At 58.3% G+C, this 18801-nt stretch carries 22 protein-coding genes and 1 tRNA gene; 14 read left to right on the top strand and 9 right to left on the bottom strand.

Going from position 1 to position 18801, the window contains the following annotated elements; translation table 11 throughout:
- Positions 1–30: 30 nt before the first annotated feature.
- Entirely contained in the window at positions 31–522 is a 492-nt protein-coding gene (locus Q0864_RS00160; RefSeq protein WP_298564896.1) for a cytochrome C, read from the bottom strand.
- Positions 523–649: 127 nt separating this feature from the next.
- A complete protein-coding gene (gene lipB, locus Q0864_RS00165; RefSeq protein WP_298564898.1) occupies positions 650–1330 on the bottom strand; it encodes a lipoyl(octanoyl) transferase LipB in 681 nt (226 codons plus the stop codon).
- Between the two features lie 124 nt (positions 1331–1454).
- Here lipB and Q0864_RS00170 point away from each other — a divergent pair.
- Together Q0864_RS00170 and Q0864_RS00175 are read left to right on the top strand one after the other, a co-directional pair.
- Positions 1455–1541: transfer RNA gene (locus Q0864_RS00170), tRNA-Leu, on the top strand.
- A gap of 105 nt (positions 1542–1646) precedes the next feature.
- Positions 1647–2918 (top strand): glycerate kinase, encoded by a 1272-nt coding sequence (locus Q0864_RS00175; protein ID WP_298564900.1) that lies wholly within the window; start codon positions 1647–1649, stop codon positions 2916–2918.
- On the opposite strand, the gene Q0864_RS00180 is transcribed toward Q0864_RS00175, so the two are convergent.
- Both Q0864_RS00180 and Q0864_RS00185 read right to left on the bottom strand, forming a co-directional pair.
- Entirely contained in the window at positions 2887–3399 is a 513-nt protein-coding gene (locus tag Q0864_RS00180) for a hypothetical protein (protein WP_298564902.1), read from the bottom strand. The two genes, Q0864_RS00175 and Q0864_RS00180, sit on opposite strands and share 32 nt — an antisense overlap.
- A 113-nt stretch (positions 3400–3512) precedes the next feature.
- Entirely contained in the window at positions 3513–4079 is a 567-nt protein-coding gene (locus tag Q0864_RS00185) for an NAD(P)H-dependent oxidoreductase (protein ID WP_298564904.1), read from the bottom strand.
- 104 nt (positions 4080–4183) lie between these two features.
- On the opposite strand from Q0864_RS00185, the gene Q0864_RS00190 reads away from it, so the two are divergent.
- Positions 4184–5074, top strand: a complete 891-nt coding sequence (locus Q0864_RS00190; RefSeq protein ID WP_298564906.1) for a LysR family transcriptional regulator — start codon at positions 4184–4186, stop codon at positions 5072–5074.
- A gap of 6 nt (positions 5075–5080) precedes the next feature.
- Here Q0864_RS00190 and Q0864_RS00195 read toward each other — a convergent pair whose 3' ends face one another.
- Positions 5081–5404, bottom strand: a complete 324-nt coding sequence (locus tag Q0864_RS00195; RefSeq protein ID WP_298564908.1) for a metalloregulator ArsR/SmtB family transcription factor — start codon at positions 5402–5404, stop codon at positions 5081–5083.
- Positions 5405–5631: 227 nt separating this feature from the next.
- Between Q0864_RS00195 and Q0864_RS00200 the strand changes: the two genes are divergently transcribed.
- From Q0864_RS00200 to Q0864_RS00220, 5 genes are all read left to right on the top strand, one after another.
- Positions 5632–5970, top strand: coding sequence for an AtpZ/AtpI family protein (locus Q0864_RS00200; RefSeq protein ID WP_298564910.1), 339 nt, complete (start codon positions 5632–5634; stop codon positions 5968–5970).
- 40 nt (positions 5971–6010) lie between these two features.
- On the top strand, positions 6011–6814 hold the full coding sequence (locus tag Q0864_RS00205; RefSeq protein WP_298566128.1) for a F0F1 ATP synthase subunit A: 804 nt from the start codon (positions 6011–6013) through the stop codon (positions 6812–6814).
- A gap of 57 nt (positions 6815–6871) precedes the next feature.
- A complete protein-coding gene (locus tag Q0864_RS00210) occupies positions 6872–7108 on the top strand; it encodes a F0F1 ATP synthase subunit C (RefSeq protein ID WP_055188564.1) in 237 nt (78 codons plus the stop codon).
- A 74-nt stretch (positions 7109–7182) separates the two neighbouring features.
- The gene (locus Q0864_RS00215; protein WP_298564912.1) at positions 7183–7725 is read left to right on the top strand and encodes a F0F1 ATP synthase subunit B'; all 543 of its coding nucleotides are present in this window, start codon (positions 7183–7185) and stop codon (positions 7723–7725) included.
- Positions 7722–8294, top strand: a complete 573-nt coding sequence (locus Q0864_RS00220; protein WP_298564914.1) for a F0F1 ATP synthase subunit B — start codon at positions 7722–7724, stop codon at positions 8292–8294. The genes Q0864_RS00215 and Q0864_RS00220 overlap by 4 nt, the downstream gene beginning before the upstream one ends.
- An 84-nt stretch (positions 8295–8378) precedes the next feature.
- On the opposite strand, the gene Q0864_RS00225 is transcribed toward Q0864_RS00220, so the two are convergent.
- The 3 genes from Q0864_RS00225 to Q0864_RS00235 form a co-directional block, all read right to left on the bottom strand.
- Complete coding sequence (locus tag Q0864_RS00225; RefSeq protein ID WP_298564916.1) at positions 8379–9134, bottom strand: FCD domain-containing protein; 756 nt, start codon at positions 9132–9134, stop codon at positions 8379–8381.
- Between the two features lie 109 nt (positions 9135–9243).
- Entirely contained in the window at positions 9244–9837 is a 594-nt protein-coding gene (locus Q0864_RS00230; protein WP_298566130.1) for an OmpA family protein, read from the bottom strand.
- Between the two features lie 164 nt (positions 9838–10001).
- Entirely contained in the window at positions 10002–10850 is an 849-nt protein-coding gene (locus Q0864_RS00235) for a methylated-DNA--[protein]-cysteine S-methyltransferase (RefSeq protein WP_298564918.1), read from the bottom strand.
- Positions 10851–10983: 133 nt separating this feature from the next.
- Between Q0864_RS00235 and nth the strand changes: the two genes are divergently transcribed.
- Entirely contained in the window at positions 10984–11628 is a 645-nt protein-coding gene (nth, locus tag Q0864_RS00240) for an endonuclease III (protein WP_298564920.1), read from the top strand.
- Positions 11625–12617 carry an adenosine kinase gene (locus tag Q0864_RS00245; RefSeq protein ID WP_298564922.1) on the top strand — a complete coding sequence of 331 codons (993 nt, stop codon included), beginning with the start codon at positions 11625–11627 and terminating at the stop codon, positions 12615–12617. The genes nth and Q0864_RS00245 overlap by 4 nt, the downstream gene beginning before the upstream one ends.
- A gap of 17 nt (positions 12618–12634) precedes the next feature.
- On the opposite strand, the gene Q0864_RS00250 is transcribed toward Q0864_RS00245, so the two are convergent.
- A complete protein-coding gene (locus Q0864_RS00250) occupies positions 12635–13453 on the bottom strand; it encodes a sulfotransferase family protein (protein WP_298564924.1) in 819 nt (272 codons plus the stop codon).
- Between the two features lie 151 nt (positions 13454–13604).
- Here Q0864_RS00250 and Q0864_RS00255 point away from each other — a divergent pair, with 151 nt between their 5' ends.
- The 4 genes from Q0864_RS00255 to polA all read left to right on the top strand — a co-directional run bounded on the left by Q0864_RS00255 (position 13605) and on the right by polA (position 18800).
- Complete coding sequence (locus Q0864_RS00255) at positions 13605–15182, top strand: DUF5928 domain-containing protein (protein ID WP_298564926.1); 1578 nt, start codon at positions 13605–13607, stop codon at positions 15180–15182.
- 53 nt (positions 15183–15235) lie between these two features.
- On the top strand, positions 15236–15622 hold the full coding sequence (locus Q0864_RS00260) for a histidine triad nucleotide-binding protein (RefSeq protein ID WP_298564930.1): 387 nt from the start codon (positions 15236–15238) through the stop codon (positions 15620–15622).
- Positions 15623–15691: 69 nt separating this feature from the next.
- Positions 15692–15898 carry a zinc-finger domain-containing protein gene (locus Q0864_RS00265; protein ID WP_298564933.1) on the top strand — a complete coding sequence of 69 codons (207 nt, stop codon included), beginning with the start codon at positions 15692–15694 and terminating at the stop codon, positions 15896–15898.
- Positions 15899–16001: 103 nt separating this feature from the next.
- The gene (gene polA, locus Q0864_RS00270; protein WP_298564937.1) at positions 16002–18800 is read left to right on the top strand and encodes a DNA polymerase I; all 2799 of its coding nucleotides are present in this window, start codon (positions 16002–16004) and stop codon (positions 18798–18800) included.
- The last annotated feature ends 1 nt before the right edge of the window (position 18801 follow it).

An 18801-nucleotide genomic window follows, 5' to 3' on the forward strand; every position in this document is an offset into this window, starting at 1 on the left:
TTCGATTTGCGACCTGAAAGGTTTGGCAGATCAGTTTGTTGCGGTCGAATCGCTTTCGGCAGCTTCGCCTTCGGCGGGCGCTTCTTCCGCGGCCGCGTCATCAGCCGGCATCTCGGCCGAGAAGGTGGCAAGGAAGGCCACGATGTCGTCAGGCTTGCCCCATTTGAAGGTCATCTTCGACTTGGCGGCTGAATCGCCGGTTTGCTCTTTCAAGAACCCTTTCGGATCCTTGATGTATTCGGCCAAAAGCTCTTCGTTCCAGACAAGGCCGCTTTCACCAAGGGCCAAAATCGAATCGCCGTATTTGAAATCTTCGACGGATGCAGCAGCGCGGCCGACGATCCCATAAAGGTTGGGGCCGGTTTTCCCGCCTTTGAAGAGGGCTTCACCCTCGGGCGAGATAATCGCGTGACACGCCTTGCATTTTTTGAAGTCTTTTTCACCGGCAGCGGCGTCGCCTTCAGCGAACGCGGTTCCCGACAGGGCAATCATCATGGCGGCGGAAGAGAGAATCGTCTTCATGTTATTCCTCATGCTAGAGCTTTGAACGCATAGATGCGTCGTGGACGCGCGGACACTGCGATAAATCCGCACGGATTGTAAGGGGGCGACCTGTCGCATCCCTTTACCGCGCAATTTCTCGCTCGCTTCAGGTGGATAGCCCGAAAACTTGATCGAAATTGCGTCTTAACGCGGTGTCAACATCGGCCATTGTAACCGGAAGTCCTAGGTCCACAAGGCTTGTCACGCCGAATTCTGTGATGCCGCAGGGCACAATTCCTGAAAAGTGATCCAGATCCGGTTCGACGTTGATCGAAATACCGTGAAAGCTGACCCATTTTCTGAGGCGCACACCGATTGCGGCGATTTTGTCCTCGGTTGGGTGTCCTGTGGCGGTCAGGGGTTTGTCGTCGCGCACGACCCAAACACCGACACGTCCATCACGCTTCTCTCCTTTGACGTTGAAGTCCGAAAGGGTGCGAATAACCCAATCCTCTAGCGCGGACACGAAGGCGCGCACATCCCGGCCCCTTGCGCCGACATCCAACATCACATAGGCGACGCGCTGGCCGGGGCCGTGATAGGTATACTGACCACCGCGTTTCGAGGTGTGGACCGGGAAGCGGTCGGGTGCGACCAGATCCTTGGGGTTGGCGGACGTGCCCGCCGTGTAAAGCGGGGGGTGTTCCAGAAGCCACACCATTTCGCCCGCCTCGCCCCGCGCCATCGCGTCGACATGGGCCTCCATCCGCGCAACGGCGGTTTCGTATTCGACAAGCGTGTCAGCGGTTTCCCACGTGACGGGGGGCATATCAGGCAAGGCTTTCATAGGCGTTCATTGGCACCCTATGACGGCTTTGTCAAAAAGCGATCGGAAATGACTGGACCGCGTGATTTTGGACTTCACATCCCCAAACCCCTTCGCTATGAAGCGCGTCACCTAGCCCAGACTTGCGGTCGTGGCGGAATTGGTAGACGCGCAGCGTTGAGGTCGCTGTGAGGTAACACTCGTGTGGGTTCGAGTCCCACCGACCGCACCATAAACTGGCTCGGGCCTTCCCCAACTTGTTTTGACCTGATCGCGCATGGCTTGACTGTGTGCAGCACCGCGTTTGTCGGGGCTTGCGCCTGATCGGGGGCGTCCTATGCTCGCGGACATGATGAACAAATCCGACACCGAATTGCTGACCCAGTTGTTTGAAGCGGCGATTGTTGCGGCTGATCCCAAGGCCGCGCTTGCCGCTCATTTACCGCGCAGAGCGGCCGGCAAAACGGTGGTGGTCGGCGCGGGCAAAGGGGCCGCGCAGATGGCTGCGGCGTTTGAGCAGCTGTGGGATGGTCCGCTGGAAGGTGCTGTCGTCACGCGATACGGATTTGGTGCACCCTGCCGGCACATAAAGGTGATCGAAGCATCTCACCCGGTGCCTGACGAAGCGGGGCTGGCCGCGACGCAAGCCATGTTCAATGCGGTGTCGGGCCTGACCGAGGACGATCTGGTTGTGGCGCTGATTTGCGGCGGCGGCTCTGCGCTTCTACCGGCGCCCCCTGTCGGGCTGACGCTGGCAGGCGAACAGGCGCTCAATCAGACGCTGCTGGCCTCCGGGGCGCCGATTTCGGTGATGAATGCGATCCGTAAACATGTGTCTGGCATCAAAGGCGGGCGACTGGCGGCAGCGGCGTATCCCGCCAAAGTGGTCAGCCTTGTTGTGTCCGATGTGCCCGGGGATGACCCCGCACAGGTCGCCTCTGGCCCCACGGTCCCGGATGCCACATCGCAGACCGATGCGCTGGCTTTGGCGGAAGCCTGGGGGATCAACCTGCCGGATCCCATCTTTGCCCATATCCGCGCCCATTCAGCCCCAAGCCCGGACGCCCCCACCTTTGCCGGCAATGAGGTGCATGTCATCGCGTCAGCTCGGCTGAGCCTTGAGGCCGCAGCGGCGCGGGCCGACGCGCTGGGTATTCCGGCGACCATCCTGTCGGACGCGATCGAAGGCGAGGCGCGCGACATTGCCCGCATGCACGGGGCGATAACGCGCGAAGTCGTTGTGCGTAACCGCCCCTTCGCGGCTCCTTGCGTCCTGCTTTCAGGGGGGGAAACCACGGTCACATTGCGCGGCAAAGGTCGGGGCGGGCGCAACACGGAGTTTCTGCTGTCTCTGGCATTGACCTGTGATGGGCTTGACCGTTTCGCCGCTTTGGCTGCTGACACGGACGGGATCGACGGGTCCGAAGCGAATGCGGGGGCATTCGTTGACGGGCAAACAGCCGCGCGGTTGCGTGCGCTTGGCCGGGACCCGATGGCTCACTTGTCCAACAACGATGCGTGGGGGGCGTTCGAGGCGCTGGGGGATCTGTTTTCTCCCGGCCCGACCGGGACCAACGTCAATGACTTTCGCGCGATCCTGATCCGCTAGCGCCGGGGGGTGGGCTTAGCCAATCGTTCACCGCATCAACCAGTTCGCTCTGATCGCTGGCATTCGAATACGCAAGCAGCAAAGGCTGCGTCGTTCCATCCGCCAGCACAAGCACTGGTCGGTGGGTTCTGCTGACTTTCTGGTCGCGATCCTTGAAGGTGCTGGTTTCCAAGTCGGCGCGCTGGATTTGTCCAAGCGGCAGTTGGCGCGTCTCAAACCCCTGATAGCTGCGCCGCCGAAGCTCCACCACGCCCGAGTTGCGATCAAACACCACCTGCACGCGTGCAACCACCAGATATAGCGTCAGGCCCGGCAATCCTGCCCCGCAAATAAAGGCCAAGGCGGCGATCCACTGGCCTATCGCGCTAAGCCTGATGCCGATGGCCAGAAAAGCGACCACCATCAAGATCAGGAACGCACCAATCAGCCATGGCGCATGATCCAGTATCAATTGGTCTTTGGTGTTGGTCGCGATGCGCATCGGGTGAGATGAATGTCCGTTTGGTAGAGTGTATGCCTCAACCTAACGTGGTCACGGTGAGCGTAGAAGGGAAAAGAGCGCACGCATCCGCGCGCTCTTGTCGCGTGGTGGGCCTAGGCTGCCAATGTTTCGATCTGCTGCTCTGCCGATGCGATGCCATCTGCCCCTGCGGCCGCGATCACTTTGACGTCGGTTATACCCATGAACCCTAACACAAATTTCAGATAGGGCGTTGAAAAGTCATGCGGCGCGCCTGCCGGCGTTCCACCGGATGCGTTGACGAAAATAACGCTCTTGCCGGTCAAAAGCCCCTCTGGCGTGCCGTCGTCGCGATAGCGGAAGGTCACGCCTGCACGCGCCAGATGGTCGATCCACGCCTTCAGCGACGAGGGGATCGAGAAGTTGTAGGTCGCGGCGGAAATAACAATCAGGTCGGCGGCCTGCACTTCAGCCACGATCTGGTCCGACAAGGCCAAGGCTGCGGTGTCTTGCGAGCTGCGCGCGTCGGCGGGGGTGAACGTGGCGCGGGTCCACGCGGCGTCCAGATGCGGAATGCCGTCCGCAAGATCACGCGTGGTGACGGTCGCGTCTTTGTGGCGGGCGATAACGGTGTCCGCGAGGCTGCGGGAAATCGACCCTTCTGTGCGGGCCGAACTGTCGATGCGAAGGATGTGTGTCATGTCTTGTGCTCCTGTGTTCGTTGAACCACAGATGCGACATTGCAAAATCAAACGCAATCTGCGTAATCTAACGGTGTCTGTTTGAAAATGCACAGAAAGCTGCCATGGACCACTGGGATGAAATTCGAACCGCCTATCACGTTGCGCGCGCTGGCACGGTCAGCGGGGCAGCCGAGGCCTTAGGCATTCATCATGCGACCGTGATCCGCCACATCGACGCGCTTGAGGCGCGCTTGGGGGTGAAGCTGTTCCAGCGCCACGCGCGCGGTTATGCGCTGACCGAAGCCGGGGCCGATCTTGCCCAAATTGCCCAAACGACCGAAGAACAGTTTTCGCAACTGGCCGGGCGTTTGACCGGGCAGGGTGATGATGTAACCGGGGCATTGGTGATCACCGCGTTGCCTTCTTTTTCAGCGCGACTTGCCCCAGTGCTGGCTGCCTTTCAGGTGGACCACCCCGGCATCGCAGTGCGCCTGTTGACTGATGCGCGCGTTTTCAAGCTTGAATATGGGGAAGCGCATGTCGCTTTGCGGGCAGGCCAAGCCCCTACGGAACCTGACAATGTCGCCCAGCCCTTTCTGGACCTGTCTTTCGGCCTTTATGCGGCGCAAAGCTATGTGGACCGTTACGGCATGCCGACCGAGGACACGCTGCACACCCATCGCTTCATCGGGTTTTCGGAGTTGAAATCGCGCGCGCCTGTGATGCAATGGATGACGCAACATATCCCGGCTGAAAACATTTGGTTTCAGGCCTCGGATGATGCAGCCATGCACGCAGCATTGATCGCGGGGGCGGGGTTGGGCTTCTCTGCGCGCGGGGCCGAAGACGGTTTGATCGAAGTGTTGCCCGCGCGGTCCGACTGGTCCTCTCGGTTCTGGCTTGTCACACATGTCGATTTGCACCGAACGGCCAAGGTGCAGGCCATCTTGGCTCAGCTCAAACGTGCTGCAGAGCACTGGGTTGCGACAGAGCCGGGCTTTTCGCTTCCCTAATTCGCACTAGCTTTCCAGTTCGGCTTCAAGAAACCGTTCGAACGCATCCAGGTTTACCGGTTCAAACTGGCCAAATCCCTGCATCCAGACCGAGGCATCGCGCAGGGCGTTGGGCTCTAGCTTGCACCATTTGACCCGCCCGCGCTTTTCCTGACTGATCAACCCGGCCCGCGACAGGATCGTCAGATGCTTCGATATGGCGGCCAGCGACATCTCGAACGGTTCGGCCACGTCAGTGACGGCCATGTCATCTTCCAGAAGCATGGTCAGGATGGCACGTCGTGTCGGGTCGGACAGGGCAGCAAAGGCAAGGTCAAGACGGGTATCCATGCCTATGGGTTAGGTCCGAGCGTCCCAATCGTCAACCAAATGGTTAAATGAACGGTTTGGGTGCGAAAGGTAGCCCAAGGCTGTTGTTGATACGATGAGTGAATCGGCTTGCTGTGGAAAATCAAATTAGAACAGATGGTTACAGGTCGCGCTGTTGGCGCTAAATGCCGTTGACTCACTGCCGCCTTGGCCTTAGCAAAGGCGCAACCGTCACCGGAGGCAATTCCTTGTCCAACAAACCCGATCCCGAGCGCCTGAGAGAGCTCGAGATGCGCCTGAAACAGGCGAAGGGAGAGGTCAAAGAAGACGACACCAGTGATGCGGCCTATAACCAGGCATCCTTCGCTTGGCAGATGGTCATAGAGCTTACGGTCGGTCTGTTGATCGGCTTCGGCATCGGATACGGGTTGGACGCGCTGTTTGGCACAAAACCCATCTTCATGGTGCTGTTCATAATGTTGGGCTTCGCTGCGGGCATGAAAGTCATGCTGTCGACCGCGGCCCAGATGCAGAAGAAAGCGGAAGAAGCGCAAGACGCGCAGACCGCCGCAGAAGAAGAGGGATAGAGACGTGGCTGACCAAAGCGAAAAACAGGGCGCTGGCCCGATCATCAAGATCGCTTTCTTTGTCGTGCTGGCGCTGGTCCTTATTTCGGGCCTGATCTTCGCGCCTGAGCATCCAGGTCTGGCAATCCACCCGATGGACCAGTTCGAGATCAAGCCGTTGTTTGGCGGCGCCGAGCTTGGCACCTTCACGCCGACCAATCAAACGCTTTGGATGGTTTTGGCCATCATCGGTATCGTGCTTCTGTTGGTCGTCGGGTCTCGCGGTCGCGCAATCGTGCCGACACGTGGTCAGTCGGTTGCCGAAATGGCGTATGGCTTTGTCTATAAGATGGTCGAAGATGTGGCCGGCAAAGACGCCGTCAAATATTTCCCCGGCATCATGACGCTGTTCATGTTCATTCTGTTCGCCAACTTCCTAGGCCTGATCCCAACAAGCTTCACGCCCACCAGCCACATCGCCGTCACGGCTGTGCTGGCCTTGATCGTGTTCGTCTTCGTGACCGTGCTGGGCTTCGTGAAGAACGGCATGGGGTTCCTTGGTCTCTTCTGGGTTTCGGCGGCACCGCTGGCGCTGCGCCCGGTTCTGGCCATCATCGAGTTGATCTCGTACTTCGTGCGCCCCGTCAGCCACTCCATTCGTTTGGCTGGTAACGTGATGGCTGGCCACGCTGTGATCAAAGTTTTCGCCGGCTTTGCTGCTGCCTTGGGCATGTTCAGCTTCCTGCCAATCTTGGCCATCTCGGCCGTCTACGCGCTGGAGGTTCTGGTGGCCTTCATTCAGGCCTACGTGTTTACGATCCTGACCTGCGTGTATCTGAAAGACGCCCTGCATCCGTCACACTGACGGTTGCAGCCCGCTCATCCATCTAATTCAAGCATTCCAACGTAAGGAGAAATCACAATGGAAGGCAATATCGCTCAAATGGGTCAATTCATCGGTGCAGGTCTGGCAGCTATCGGTTCTGGTGCCGCCGCTATCGGTGTGGGCCACGTTGCTGGTAACTTCCTGGCCGGTGCCCTGCGCAACCCGTCGGCAGCTGCCGCACAAACCGCGACCCTGTTCATCGGTATCGCATTTGCAGAAGCACTGGGCATCTTCTCGTTCCTGGTCGCACTTCTGCTGATGTTTGCTGTCTAAGACCTGAACCATCCTTACGCGCGGGCGGGGGTTTGATCCGCCGCCCGATGTAATCCGGTTCCGGGAGATAAGACATGGCAAGTAATACGCAACAGACCGCGGATGCGGCACATGGCGGCGCAGAAGCCGCAGGCATGCCGCAGCTGGATTTCTCGACCTTCGGGAACCAGATTTTCTGGCTCGTGGTCACGCTGGTCGTGATCTATTTCGTGCTGACCAAGGTCGCGCTGCCCCGTATCGAGGCCGTGCTGTCCGAACGTCAGGGCACGATCACCAATGATCTGACCGCCGCCGAAGAGCTGAAGCAGAAAGCTGTCGAGGCTGAAGAAGCTTACAACAAAGCGCTGGCCGACGCCCGTGCCGAAGCGAACAAGATTGTCGCTGAAGCCCGTGCTGAAATTCAGGCCGACGTTGATGTCGCAGCTGCCAAGGCAGACGCGGAAATCGCAGCCAAGGCTGCCGAAAGCGAAGCCGCGATTGCTGAAATCCGCGCCGGCGCGATCGACAGCGTAAAGACCGTTGCCAAGGATGCCGCCAAGGAAATCCTTGCGTCCATGGGTTACAAGGCTGACGCCAAGTCCGTCACTGCTGCGGTGACTTCGCGGATGAAAGGGTGAAGAAAATGAAGAAACTCGTTCTTACCCCTCTTGCCGTGATGGCCGCTGCACCGGCATTTGCTGCCGGTGACGCAGGTTGGACAGACCTGTCCAACACCAACATGGTTGTGACGCTGGCGTTTTTGCTGTTCGTGACCTTCCTGGGCTACATGGGCGTTCACAAGATGCTCGGTGCGCAGTTGGACAAACGCGCAGTCGGTATCAAGTCCGAACTCGACGAAGCGCGCGCTTTGCGTGAAGAAGCGCAGACCATTTTGGCAACTTATGAGCGTAAGCAAAAGGAAGTTGCCCAGCAGGCCGAGCGTATCGTTGCGCACGCAAAAGACGAAGCTGCCAATGCGGCGGTTGCTGCCAAGGCAGACCTGCAAGCCTCGATCGCGCGCCGTTTGGCTGCGGCCGAGGACCAGATCGTATCTGCGCAAACGGCTGCAGTGAAAGAAGTGCGCGACAGTGCCGTTCAGGTTGCTGTTGCTGCGGCGCGCGACGTGATCGCCAAGCAGATGACAGCGACGGACGGCAATTCGCTGATCGACGATGCTATAAAGACGGTTGAAGCCAAGCTGCACTAAGCTGGTTAGAAAAACTGACTAAGAAGAACCCGGCCACTGGTCGGGTTTTTTCTTTGGTGCGAGGGAAAGCTTCGTGCACGCCCGCTAGCGAGATATCTCATAGTCCAGCCTCTGCCGCGCCACTTCCTCGTTGCGCGCAGATTGGCGCAGGTCGCCATAGGCCTGCGTTACAAAATCCATGTGCGATTCGACGGCATTGCGCGCCGCGATTGGATCTCGGGCTTGCAAAGCTGTGTTGATGGCACGGTGCTGTTCCAGCAAATCCGACCGCGTGTTGGTGATCTGGATGACCACCTTGCGGCTGTAGAACACGCCTTGCTTCAGCAGGTCGTAAAGGGCGCGCATCATGTGCACCATTACGACATTGTGGCTGGCTTCGATGATGGCCATGTGAAAGTCACTGTCCAAATCAGCGCCTTGTCCCTCGGGCGCTTTTTCCATCTTTTGGAAAAGCTCGTTAATCACCGCCAGATCCGTGTCAGATCCGAACTTTGCGGCCCGTTCGGCCGCCAACCCCTCCATATCGCGCCGAAAGGCGATATAGTCATACACGGCTTCGTCGTGACGCGAGAAAAGACTGATCAGTGCGGGCGGGAACGAACTGTCCAGGCTCTCGCTGATATAGATGCCGGCCCCAGCCCGTCGTGACAGGAGCTTTTTCGCCTCTAGCTCTGCAATGGCATCGCGAAGTGAGGGGCGCGAAACACCCATGCGCTCTGACAGGTCACGTTCCGAGGGCAGGCGTTCGCCCGGTCGCAATATGCCGCGCAGGATCAACAACTCGATCTGTTCGACAACGGACTGTGCAAGCTTGCCTGCGGAAATCTTCTGAAAGGGCATATCGGGTCTCGCGCAAATTGGTCATATAATATGACCACATCCCGCGGGGTGCCTCAATGAAAAAAGCCGGGCAGGACCCGGCTCTTTCCCTAATTTCGTACCATACGCATCAGTTGCGAATGGGGCGGATGATGATCTCGACCCGGCGGTTTTGCATGCGCCCGGCGGCATCCAGATTTGATGCGATCGGGCGATCTTCGCCGTAACCAATGGTTACCACGCGCGAGCTTGGGACGCGGTTTGATACCAGAACCGACGCGACCGCAGCCGCACGGCGGCGCGACAGCGACAGGTTATAATCCGCGTCTCCGACGTTATCGGTGTGGCCTACAACCTCGACCACCGAATCCGGGTATTGCAACAGGTTGTTGGCCAGTGCGGCAAGGTCGCCTTGCAAAGCGGACCCGACCTGTGCGCTGTCGGTGGCAAACAGGATGTCTTGCGGCATTGTCACGATCAATTCGTTGCCGGTGTTGACGATGCTGACCTGATCATTGCCGATGGCTTGACGCAGATCGCCAGCCTGTTTGTCCAACTGTTGGCCGATCATGCCGCCAACCACGCCACCGATCACGGCGCCTACGGCGGCTTTGCCCAGTTTGCCATCGCCCTTGCGCGTCGCGCCCAAGAGGCCCCCGGCGATCGCGCCAATGGCGGCGCCATTTTGGGTGCGCGGCCCCATGTTGCTGGTCGGGCTTTGCATAGGTGTCGTGCAGGCGGTGGTCGCCAGCGCCGCCACGACGCCAAGCGTCAAGACAGAGTGTTTCAGGTGCATGCTGCTATCCTCAGGTTTGTTCTTTGCTTTCTTTACATGAAAGCGCTTTGATATCGAATAACAAGCCCTAATGGAGGCGGCAATGGGATGTGTCAGGCTCGTTCTGCCTCTTCGATTTCGGCGCTTTCCCAAGCCAGCAGAGCGCGCTTGACCCCAAGCCCCCAGTGATAGCCGCCAAGCGCACCCGATTTTCGCAAGGCCCTGTGGCATGGGATCAGCCAACTGACCGGGTTGCGGCCGACGGCGGTTCCGACTGCGCGCACCGCGCGTGGGGAGCCAACCTTCTGGGCGATTTGGGAGTAGCTGGTGACGTGACCAGACGGAATGGCCAACAGGGCCTCCCAGACCTTGATCTGGAAGGGCGCGCCGATCAGGTGCAAAGGCGTCATGCCACGCCTGCTGAAAGCCTGGTTTACCCACGCGGCAAGCGCTGCCGGGTCTTCGCGGAAGGTTGCATTTGGCCATCGTGACCGCAGATCGGACATGGCGATCGCCTCGCCGGTTTCGGCGGCAAACCCCAGCCCGCAAATGCCCCTGTCCGTGCCCATGACCAGCGCGGGGCCAAACGGGCTGTCGAACCACCCCCAATTGATGGTCAGCCCTTCGCCGCCTTTCGCATAGGTTCCAGGGCTCATCGCTTCCCACCGCAGGAACAGATCGTGAAGCCGGCCTTGGCCCGACAAGCCGACCGAATGGGCCGTGTCCATGGTTGAAAACCGGTCCTGCAGCAGTGTCTTTGCGTGGCCAAGCGCCAGAAACTGTTGATAGCGTTTCGGCGACACCCCGACCCAGCGCGAAAAGACCCGTTGGAAATGGGCAGGTGACATATCCATGCGTGCGGCCAGCGCCTCAAGCGACAGGGGGTCGCCGCCGGCTGCGTCGATCTCCTCCATTGCGCGGCGGATGACGTTGTAGTGGTAGCTGTCGTGGTGAACACTCATGGCGGTCTACTTTCCTTTTGTGCCATCAGATTGCCGCAGAACCTGTTGTCAAAGCGACCCGGAATGTGCGCATCTGCAAAATTGCGCAGGATCCTCGACTTGTGACGCCACACAGAAAAGGGCATAGAAAATCATGGCAAAGCAATTGGGATATCACAAGATCCGCGAGATCTTCGACCGCTTTCACGCGGCGGAACCCGAACCGAAGGGCGAGCTTGAGCATGTGAATGCCTACACGCTGGTGGTGGCGGTGGCCTTGTCGGCGCAGGCCACGGATGTCGGCGTAAACAAAGCCACGCGCGCATTGTTCAAGATTGCAGATTCGCCTGAAAAAATGCTGGCCCTTGGTGAAGAGGGCTTGACCGAACACATCAAAACCATCGGGCTGTTTCGCCAGAAAGCGAAGAACGTCATCAAGCTGAGCCGCATTCTGGTCGAGGAGTATGGCGGCGAGGTGCCCAATTCACGCGCGGCGCTGCAGGCGCTTCCGGGTGTCGGTCGCAAGACCGCCAATGTGGTTTTGAACATGTGGTGGGGCGTGCCGGCACAAGCGGTCGACACGCATATCTTTCGCGTCGGAAACCGCACCGGGATCGCCGTGGGAAAAGATGTGACTGCGGTCGAGCGCGCGATCGAAGACAACATCCCTGCCGACTATCAAAACCATGCACATCACTGGCTGATCCTGCACGGCCGCTATACCTGCAAGGCGCGCAAGCCAATGTGCGCAAATTGTATTATTCGGGACTTGTGCCCCTTCGAGGAAAAGAACTTATGACGAAAAAGTATAAGGTTGTCGGGATCGGCAACGCGGTGGTGGACGTGTTGACCATGGCCGATGACAGCTTTCTTGAGATGATGGGCATTGAAAAAGGCATCATGCAACTGGTCGAACGGGAGCGGGCCGAGGTGTTGTATGGCTCGATGAAGGACCGCAAACAGGCGGCGGGTGGATCTGTCGCCAACACGCTGGCGGGGATCGGCAAACTGGGCCTGTCGACCGGTTTCGTCGGGCGCGTGCATGATGATGCGCTGGGTCGCTTCTATGCCGAAGCGATGGAGATGGACGGAACCCGTTTTGTGAACCCACCTGTGCCGGGGGGCGAACTGCCGACCTCGCGCTCGATGATCTTCGTGTCACCGGATGGCGAACGGTCGATGAACACCTATCTGGGGATCTCGGCTGAACTTGGATCGGCTGATGTGGACCCCGACGTCGCCGCCGATGCCGAGATCGTGTTTCTTGAGGGCTATTTGTTTGACAAGGACAAGGGCAAAGAGGCGTTTATCGACATGGCGCGCGCGTGCCGTGCGGCGGGCGGCAAGGCTGGCATCGCCATTTCCGACCCTTTCTGCGTTGAACGTCACCGCGACGACTTCCTGACACTGATCGAACACGAACTTGATTATGTGATCGGCAATGAAGACGAAATCAGGTCGCTGTTTGAAGCGACTGACATGGAAGAAGCGCTGGCCAAAACGGCTGCGATTTGCCCCTTGGTTGCCTGCACCCGTTCGGGCGATGGCGTGACCATCGTGGCAGACGGTGAGCGGGTCGATGTGCCTGTCGAACGCATTGTGCCTGTGGATGCCACCGGGGCCGGGGACGGCTTTGCGGCGGGGTTCATCTATGGCATGGCAACGGGTGCTGATATCCGAACCTGCGGGGAAATGGGGTGCACCATCGCAGGCGAAGTGATCCGTCACGTTGGTCCGCGCGCGGAAAGAAACCTGTTGGCGTTGCTGCGGGACAAAAACCTGGTCTGAGAGAGTAGCTGCTGGGCTCAGTCACCGAGCTTGGCGTGCACCTCGTCCAAGTCGATCTCGCCTATGGGCATCTTGTTGACCGGATTCTCAAAATCATATTTGAACAGGTTGAAATCGCGTTTGAAGATTTCATAGACAAGGTGCATTGACAGGTCATCGAAGTAATCCTCGACCGGGTGCAGACGTTTGGGTCCGTGCCCTTCGCTTTCATTGAAGCGCGGAATCTTGTCCAGATGCACAGTGTGTGGCGTCTCGATCGCATCAAGTACCTTTTGCATGCCGTCGTTGAATTTCTCGGTCCAGAAGATGTTGTCGTATTGTCCACCGTTTACGATGAAGGTCGAGACATGCCCGGACATTGCTGACCAGTGGATGTCTGGGTCCATCGGGCGTCGCCACCGAATGGTGTCCCGTGCGAACAGCAAAAAGCGGCGGAAGCTTTCGACCTGATCGAACTCGAACCCGTTTTCTGGGTCTCCGACCTCGATGCCGTATTTCTGGATCAGCAGCGGCACCAGATTGCCGCGATACCGCTTTCCGTTACGCTGAATGCCGCAGATCTTGTCAAAAAAGCTCGACAGGATACGCGTGTATGGGTTGCGGACACAGGTGAAGGCATAGCTTTTGTGGCCAAGAACATTCTGCTCGATCAGTTTTTGCGAGCCGTCTTGCGACCATTTGTGCAGCCGATCCTTGCTGTCGTGGATGTCGCCGTCGAAGAATTCGCCATGGTCAGAGTAATACATAATCTGACCAATGGTCGAGCAGGCGCATTTCGGGACAACCCGATACACGACGCTTTCACTTTCGGTCATCCACGTGCCCGGAAATCCCATATACCTGCTGCCTCCTTGGCGCCCTTACTCGTCAATACCTGCACCCACTGCATGATTACGAAGAAAAAAGCAAAGAAACACTGTTTTTTCAATGGGTGTTCACGCTATCTATGCGACAATACCAGTGTTTCAGAGGTTTCGTCGCGCGCCTATGGCTAAAATTGCTTTCATTTTGCTTTGCCACAAAGACCCCGACGCCATTATCAGTCAGGCGACGCGACTGACGGCAGCCGGCGATTACATGTCGATTCATTTCGATGCGCGCTCCAACCCTGAACACTATCGGCGCATTCGTGCGGCGCTGGCCGACAATCCCAATGTGACCTTCGCGCGCAAGCGGATCAAATGCGGGTGGGGGGAATGGTCGCTGGTGCAAGCCACGCTGAACGCGGTCGAAGCCGCGCTGGAGGCGTTTCCGCGCGCGACCCATTTTTATATGGTCTCGGGCGATTGCATGGCGATCAAGTCCGCCGAATACACCCATGCATTACTGGATGCGTCTGACGCGGATTACATCGAAAGCTTCGACTATTTCGAAAGCGACTGGATCAAGACCGGTATGAAAGAAGAGCGGCTGATCTATCGCCATTTCTTCAACGAGCGCACCCAGAAACGCCGTTTCTATACCAGTTTCAATCTGCAAAGAAAGCTGGGGCTGACCCGCGAGATTCCGCAAGATATTCAGGTGATGATCGGCAGCCAGTGGTGGTGCCTGAGGCGACGTTCGGTTGAATGGATCGTCGAATTCACCCGCAAACGGAAAGATGTGATGCGGTTCTTTCGCACCACATGGATTCCGGATGAAACCTTCTTTCAGACCTTGATCCGCCATTTGGTGCCAGAGCACGAAATCCGCTCGCGCACGCTGACATTTCTGATGTTCACCGACTACGGAATGCCGGTGACCTTCTATGATGATCACTATGACCTGCTGCTCAGTCAGGACTTTCTGTTTGCCCGCAAAATCAGCCCAGAAGCGCGAGAGCTGAAGCGCAGGCTGGGCGATCTTTATGCTGATGAAGGGATCGAGTTCCACATCTCGAACGAAGGGCGCAGCCTGTTCAAATTTCTGACCGGGCGCGGCAGGATCGGACAACGTTTCGCGCCGCGTTTTTGGGAGGCGGAAAGCAGTCTGGGCCGGGATCGTGAGCTTTTGATTGTTGTCGCCAAGAAGTGGCATGTCGGAAAGCGGCTGTTGCACAAGATCGGGCAGGTCACGGACATTCCGACGATCGAGTATTTGTTTGATGAAGAAAGCTGCCCGATGCCGGACCTTGGCGGCATTCAAACCCGGCTGGGCAAGCGCACACGTCACAGACGGGCGCTGATGCGGATGCTGTTTGATTACTATGATACCAACCGTTTGGTTGTGTGCATGGACCCAAACAACCTGGATTTGTTACAGGATTTCTTTTCGGACCGATCCACCACCCGTTTGCTTGAAGTCGACAGCGAATTCTCGGACGATTACCTTTTGGGGCATGCCAAACGAGTCGGTCTTGCCGGAGAAAATACCTCGAAAGAATCAATTGATCGCTTGCTGCCAACCATCCGGGCCGATGTCGCCTTTGAAAGCGACTGCATCCGCGACGCGGGCTTTGAGGAGTATTATCGGATCAGCGAAACGGCCGATGCCGAAGCCAATGCGCTTCTCTTGTCGCGTTTTTTGTCGATTTCTCCCGACCGCGCGCAAGAAATCGCGGCAATGGACCACCTCTTTTCGGATTGACGAGACACGCTCAGACCGGACGTTGAAGATACGACCGATGAAGGAAACATCAGATGACTTATGCCTATGACGATCAGAACATCTTTGCAAAGATCCTGCGGGGAGAGATCCCGAGCGACACAGTTTATGAAGATGAATTTGCACTGGCATTTCGTGACATCCAGCCGCAAGCCCCGGTGCATGTGCTGGTCATCCCCAAAGGGCCGTATGTGAATTATGACCACTTTGCCTCTCGGGCGACTGACGCTGAAATCGTCGGCTATTCGCGTGCCATCGGCAAGGTTTGCGCCGTGCTTGGCGTTGACCCCGGTGCAGGCGGGCAAGGCTACCGGATGATCGCCAATACAGGCGAGGCCGGCGTGCAGGAGGTGCCGCACCTGCACACCCATATTCTGGGGGGGCGCATGCTGGGCCGGATGTTGAAACGCTTTGATGACTGACCGGTTCTGGCTTGCGATGGCCCGCGTCACTGGTATCATGGCGCGAAACGAAAGAAGAAGGTGTCCGACATGACCCAGTCCCCGCCCGAAACCAAGATCGTGGACAGCTACAAAGTGTCCTGTGACGGGGGCGAAGGCGCCCTTGGCCATCCCCGTGTCTATTTGCAGATGCCGCAGGAACATGGCTGGGTCGAATGCCCCTATTGTGACTGCAAATTTGTCCATAAGGATTTTGCAGACACAGTCGCAAAGGCCGGGGGCCCTCAGGCGGCTTGACGCTTTGAACGGACGACAGACTGACGGGACCTGACAAGGCCGCGGGCAGGCGCTGCGCGGCCTTTGCCGACCCTGCGCGTATGATAAATAAAGGGAGAGAGTGATGAGCTTCGGTAAGGGATGTCATCTGCACTTGGTCGACGGGTCGGCTTTCATCTTCCGCGCTTATCATGCGTTGCCACCCCTGACGCGCAAATCCGACGGCCTTCCCATCGGGGCTGTTGCCGGATTTTGCAACATGCTGTTCAAGTTTGTCGAAGACAATGAAGGGGCGGATGCACCGACCCATGTGGCGGTGATCTTTGACCATTCGGGCAAAAGCTTTCGCAACGATATGTATCCGCTCTACAAAGCCAACCGCCCGCCCGCGCCCGAAGACCTTGTGCCGCAATTCCCGCTGACCCGCGACGCGACGCGCGCCTTCAACATCGCCTGTATCGAGAAAGAAGGGTTCGAGGCCGACGACATCATCGCCACCTTTGCAAAACGCGCCAACGCCGCCGGGGCGCGGGTCACGATCCTGTCTTCGGACAAGGACTTGATGCAGCTTGTTGGCGGCGGGGTCGAGATGTTGGACCCGATGAAGAACAAGCGCATCGGTGTGGAAGGGGTCGAAGAAAAGTTTGGCGTCGGGCCGGACCGTGTCGTGGATGTGCAGGCACTTGCGGGTGACAGCGTGGACAACGTGCCCGGCGCACCTGGGATCGGGATCAAGACCGCAGCGCTTTTGATCAACGAATACGGAGACCTGGACACGCTTTTGGCGCGCGCCGACGAGATCAAACAGCCCAAGCGCCGCCAGTCCCTGATCGACAACATCGAACAAATCCGCATCAGCCGCGATCTTGTGAAGCTGGATGATGACATGGATCTGGACATCCCGTTTGAAGATCTGGAACTAAGAGACCCCGATGCCGAAGACCTGTTGTCCTTTCTGGCCGAGATGGAGTTTCGCACGCTGACCAATCGGGTGGCCAAGAAGCTTGGTGTGGACAGTCCCGAGATCAAGATCGTAGAGGCAGACGGCGCCGGGGTGACCACCGCACCAGAGATGCCCCCGATTGATCCCAGCCGCTATGAGTGGGTGAAGGACGCCACCGCCTTGGCCGCCTGGGTCAGGCGCATTACCGAGCGTGGATATGTCGCCGTCGATACCGAAACAACCGGGCTTGACGAAATGCGCGCGGATCTTGTCGGCATCTCGCTGGCGGTAGAGCCGGGCAATGCATGCTATATCCCGCTGATCCACAAGACCAGCCAGTCCGATGATCTGTTTGGCGGCACCGATCTGGCCGATGGGCAGATGGGGCTGGACGAAGTGCTGGCCATTCTGAAGCCGGTTCTGGAGGATCCTGCGATCCTGAAGATCGGTCAGAACATGAAATTCGATGCCAAGATTTTCGCCCGACAAGGTGTAGCGGTCGGGCCGATTGATGACACGATGCTGATTTCCTATGCGCAGAATGCGGGGCTGCATGGCCACGGGATGGACGCGCTGTCCGAACGCTATCTGAACCATAGCCCGATCCCTATCAAGTCGCTGCTTGGGGCTGGCAAGGCCGCGATCACCTTTGACCGTGTTCCGATCGAGGACGCGGTAAAATATGCCGCCGAGGACGCGGATATAACGCTGCGCCTGTGGCATGTCCTGAAGCCGCGCCTGCACACCGCACAAGTGACCCGTGTCTACGAGCGGCTTGAACGCCCCTTGGTCCCGGTGCTGGCACAAATGGAGATGACGGGCATCAAGGTGGACCGCGAAGTCCTGTCGCGCATGTCCAATGCTTTCGCGCAAAAAATGGCCGGGTTCGAGGTCGAACTGCACCAGATTGCAGGTCGGGATTTCAACGTGCAAAGCCCTGCGCAAGTGGGTGAAATTCTGTTTGACCAGATGGGGTTGGAAGGCGGCAAGCGCACGAAATCGGGGCAGTGGTCCACCCCCGCCGATGTGCTGGAAGACCTTGCCACGGAACACGATTTTGCCGCGCGGGTTCTGGACTATCGCCAGCTGCAAAAGCTGAAATCGACTTATACGGACGCGCTGCAGGATCACATTCACCCTGACACAGGCCGCGTTCATACCTCCTATTCGATTGCTGGGGCCAACACTGGACGGCTGGCATCGACGGACCCGAACCTGCAAAATATCCCGGTGCGCTCGGAAGAAGGCCGCCGCATCCGCGAAGCCTTCGTCGCGCCCGAAGGCACCAAGCTGATCAGCCTCGATTACAGCCAGATCGAACTGCGTATTCTAGCCCATGTCGCCGGGATTGACGCGCTCAAACAAGCGTTCCGCGAGGGGCAGGACATTCACGCCATGACGGCCTCTGAAATGTTTGACGTGCCGCTGGACGAGATGACGCCAGACATCCGCCGACAGGCCAAGGCGATTAATTTCGGGGTGATCTACGGCATTTCAGGCTTCGGACTGGCCCGCAATCTGCGCATTCCTCGGTCCGAGGCACAGGGCTTCATCGACCGCTACTTTGAACGGTTCCCCGGCATTCGCCAGTATATGGATGAAACTGTTGCGTTTGCGAAAGAACACAAGCGTGTCGAGACCCTGTTTGGCCGGCGTATCCACACCCCCGAAATCGGCGCCAAAGGTCCGCAAGCCGGCTTTGCCAAGCGCGCAGCGATCAACGCCCCCATTCAGGGCACGGCGGCTGACATCATCCGCCGAGCGATGGTGCGCATGCCTGACGCCATTGCGAAACTGCCCGCCAAGATGCTGTTACAGGTCCATGACGAATTGATCTTCGAGGTGGAGGAGGGTGCCGTGAATGAGGTGATCGAAGCGGTCCGCGGTGTCATGGAAAGCGCGGCTGAACCCGCGGTCAAGCTCGACGTGCCCTTGGTTGTGGACGCGGGCACCGGGATGACTTGGGCCGAAGCGCATTAAG

It is taken from the genome of uncultured Aliiroseovarius sp. (assembly GCF_947497285.1).
GTDB lineage: Bacteria > Pseudomonadota > Alphaproteobacteria > Rhodobacterales > Rhodobacteraceae > Aliiroseovarius.

Excerpts from the sequence above, each read along its gene's own strand:
- Q0864_RS00160 (WP_298564896.1), bottom strand. The coding sequence starts at position 522 with ATGAAGACGATTCTCTCTTCCGCCGCCATGATGATTGCCCTGTCGGGA.
- lipB (WP_298564898.1), bottom strand. The coding sequence starts at position 1,330 with ATGAAAGCCTTGCCTGATATGCCCCCCGTCACGTGGGAAACCGCTGAC.
- Q0864_RS00175 (WP_298564900.1), top strand. The coding sequence starts at position 1,647 with ATGCTCGCGGACATGATGAACAAATCCGACACCGAATTGCTGACCCAG.
- Q0864_RS00180 (WP_298564902.1), bottom strand. The coding sequence starts at position 3,399 with ATGCGCATCGCGACCAACACCAAAGACCAATTGATACTGGATCATGCG.
- Q0864_RS00185 (WP_298564904.1), bottom strand. The coding sequence starts at position 4,079 with ATGACACACATCCTTCGCATCGACAGTTCGGCCCGCACAGAAGGGTCG.
- Q0864_RS00190 (WP_298564906.1), top strand. The coding sequence starts at position 4,184 with ATGGACCACTGGGATGAAATTCGAACCGCCTATCACGTTGCGCGCGCT.
- Q0864_RS00195 (WP_298564908.1), bottom strand. The coding sequence starts at position 5,404 with ATGGATACCCGTCTTGACCTTGCCTTTGCTGCCCTGTCCGACCCGACA.
- Q0864_RS00210 (WP_055188564.1), top strand. The coding sequence starts at position 6,872 with ATGGAAGGCAATATCGCTCAAATGGGTCAATTCATCGGTGCAGGTCTG.
- Q0864_RS00215 (WP_298564912.1), top strand. The coding sequence starts at position 7,183 with ATGGCAAGTAATACGCAACAGACCGCGGATGCGGCACATGGCGGCGCA.
- Q0864_RS00225 (WP_298564916.1), bottom strand. The coding sequence starts at position 9,134 with ATGCCCTTTCAGAAGATTTCCGCAGGCAAGCTTGCACAGTCCGTTGTC.
- Q0864_RS00230 (WP_298566130.1), bottom strand. The coding sequence starts at position 9,837 with ATGCAAAGCCCGACCAGCAACATGGGGCCGCGCACCCAAAATGGCGCC.
- Q0864_RS00235 (WP_298564918.1), bottom strand. The coding sequence starts at position 10,850 with ATGAGTGTTCACCACGACAGCTACCACTACAACGTCATCCGCCGCGCA.
- nth (WP_298564920.1), top strand. The coding sequence starts at position 10,984 with ATGGCAAAGCAATTGGGATATCACAAGATCCGCGAGATCTTCGACCGC.
- Q0864_RS00245 (WP_298564922.1), top strand. The coding sequence starts at position 11,625 with ATGACGAAAAAGTATAAGGTTGTCGGGATCGGCAACGCGGTGGTGGAC.
- Q0864_RS00250 (WP_298564924.1), bottom strand. The coding sequence starts at position 13,453 with ATGGGATTTCCGGGCACGTGGATGACCGAAAGTGAAAGCGTCGTGTAT.
- Q0864_RS00255 (WP_298564926.1), top strand. The coding sequence starts at position 13,605 with ATGGCTAAAATTGCTTTCATTTTGCTTTGCCACAAAGACCCCGACGCC.
- Q0864_RS00260 (WP_298564930.1), top strand. The coding sequence starts at position 15,236 with ATGACTTATGCCTATGACGATCAGAACATCTTTGCAAAGATCCTGCGG.
- Q0864_RS00265 (WP_298564933.1), top strand. The coding sequence starts at position 15,692 with ATGACCCAGTCCCCGCCCGAAACCAAGATCGTGGACAGCTACAAAGTG.
- polA (WP_298564937.1), top strand. The coding sequence starts at position 16,002 with ATGAGCTTCGGTAAGGGATGTCATCTGCACTTGGTCGACGGGTCGGCT.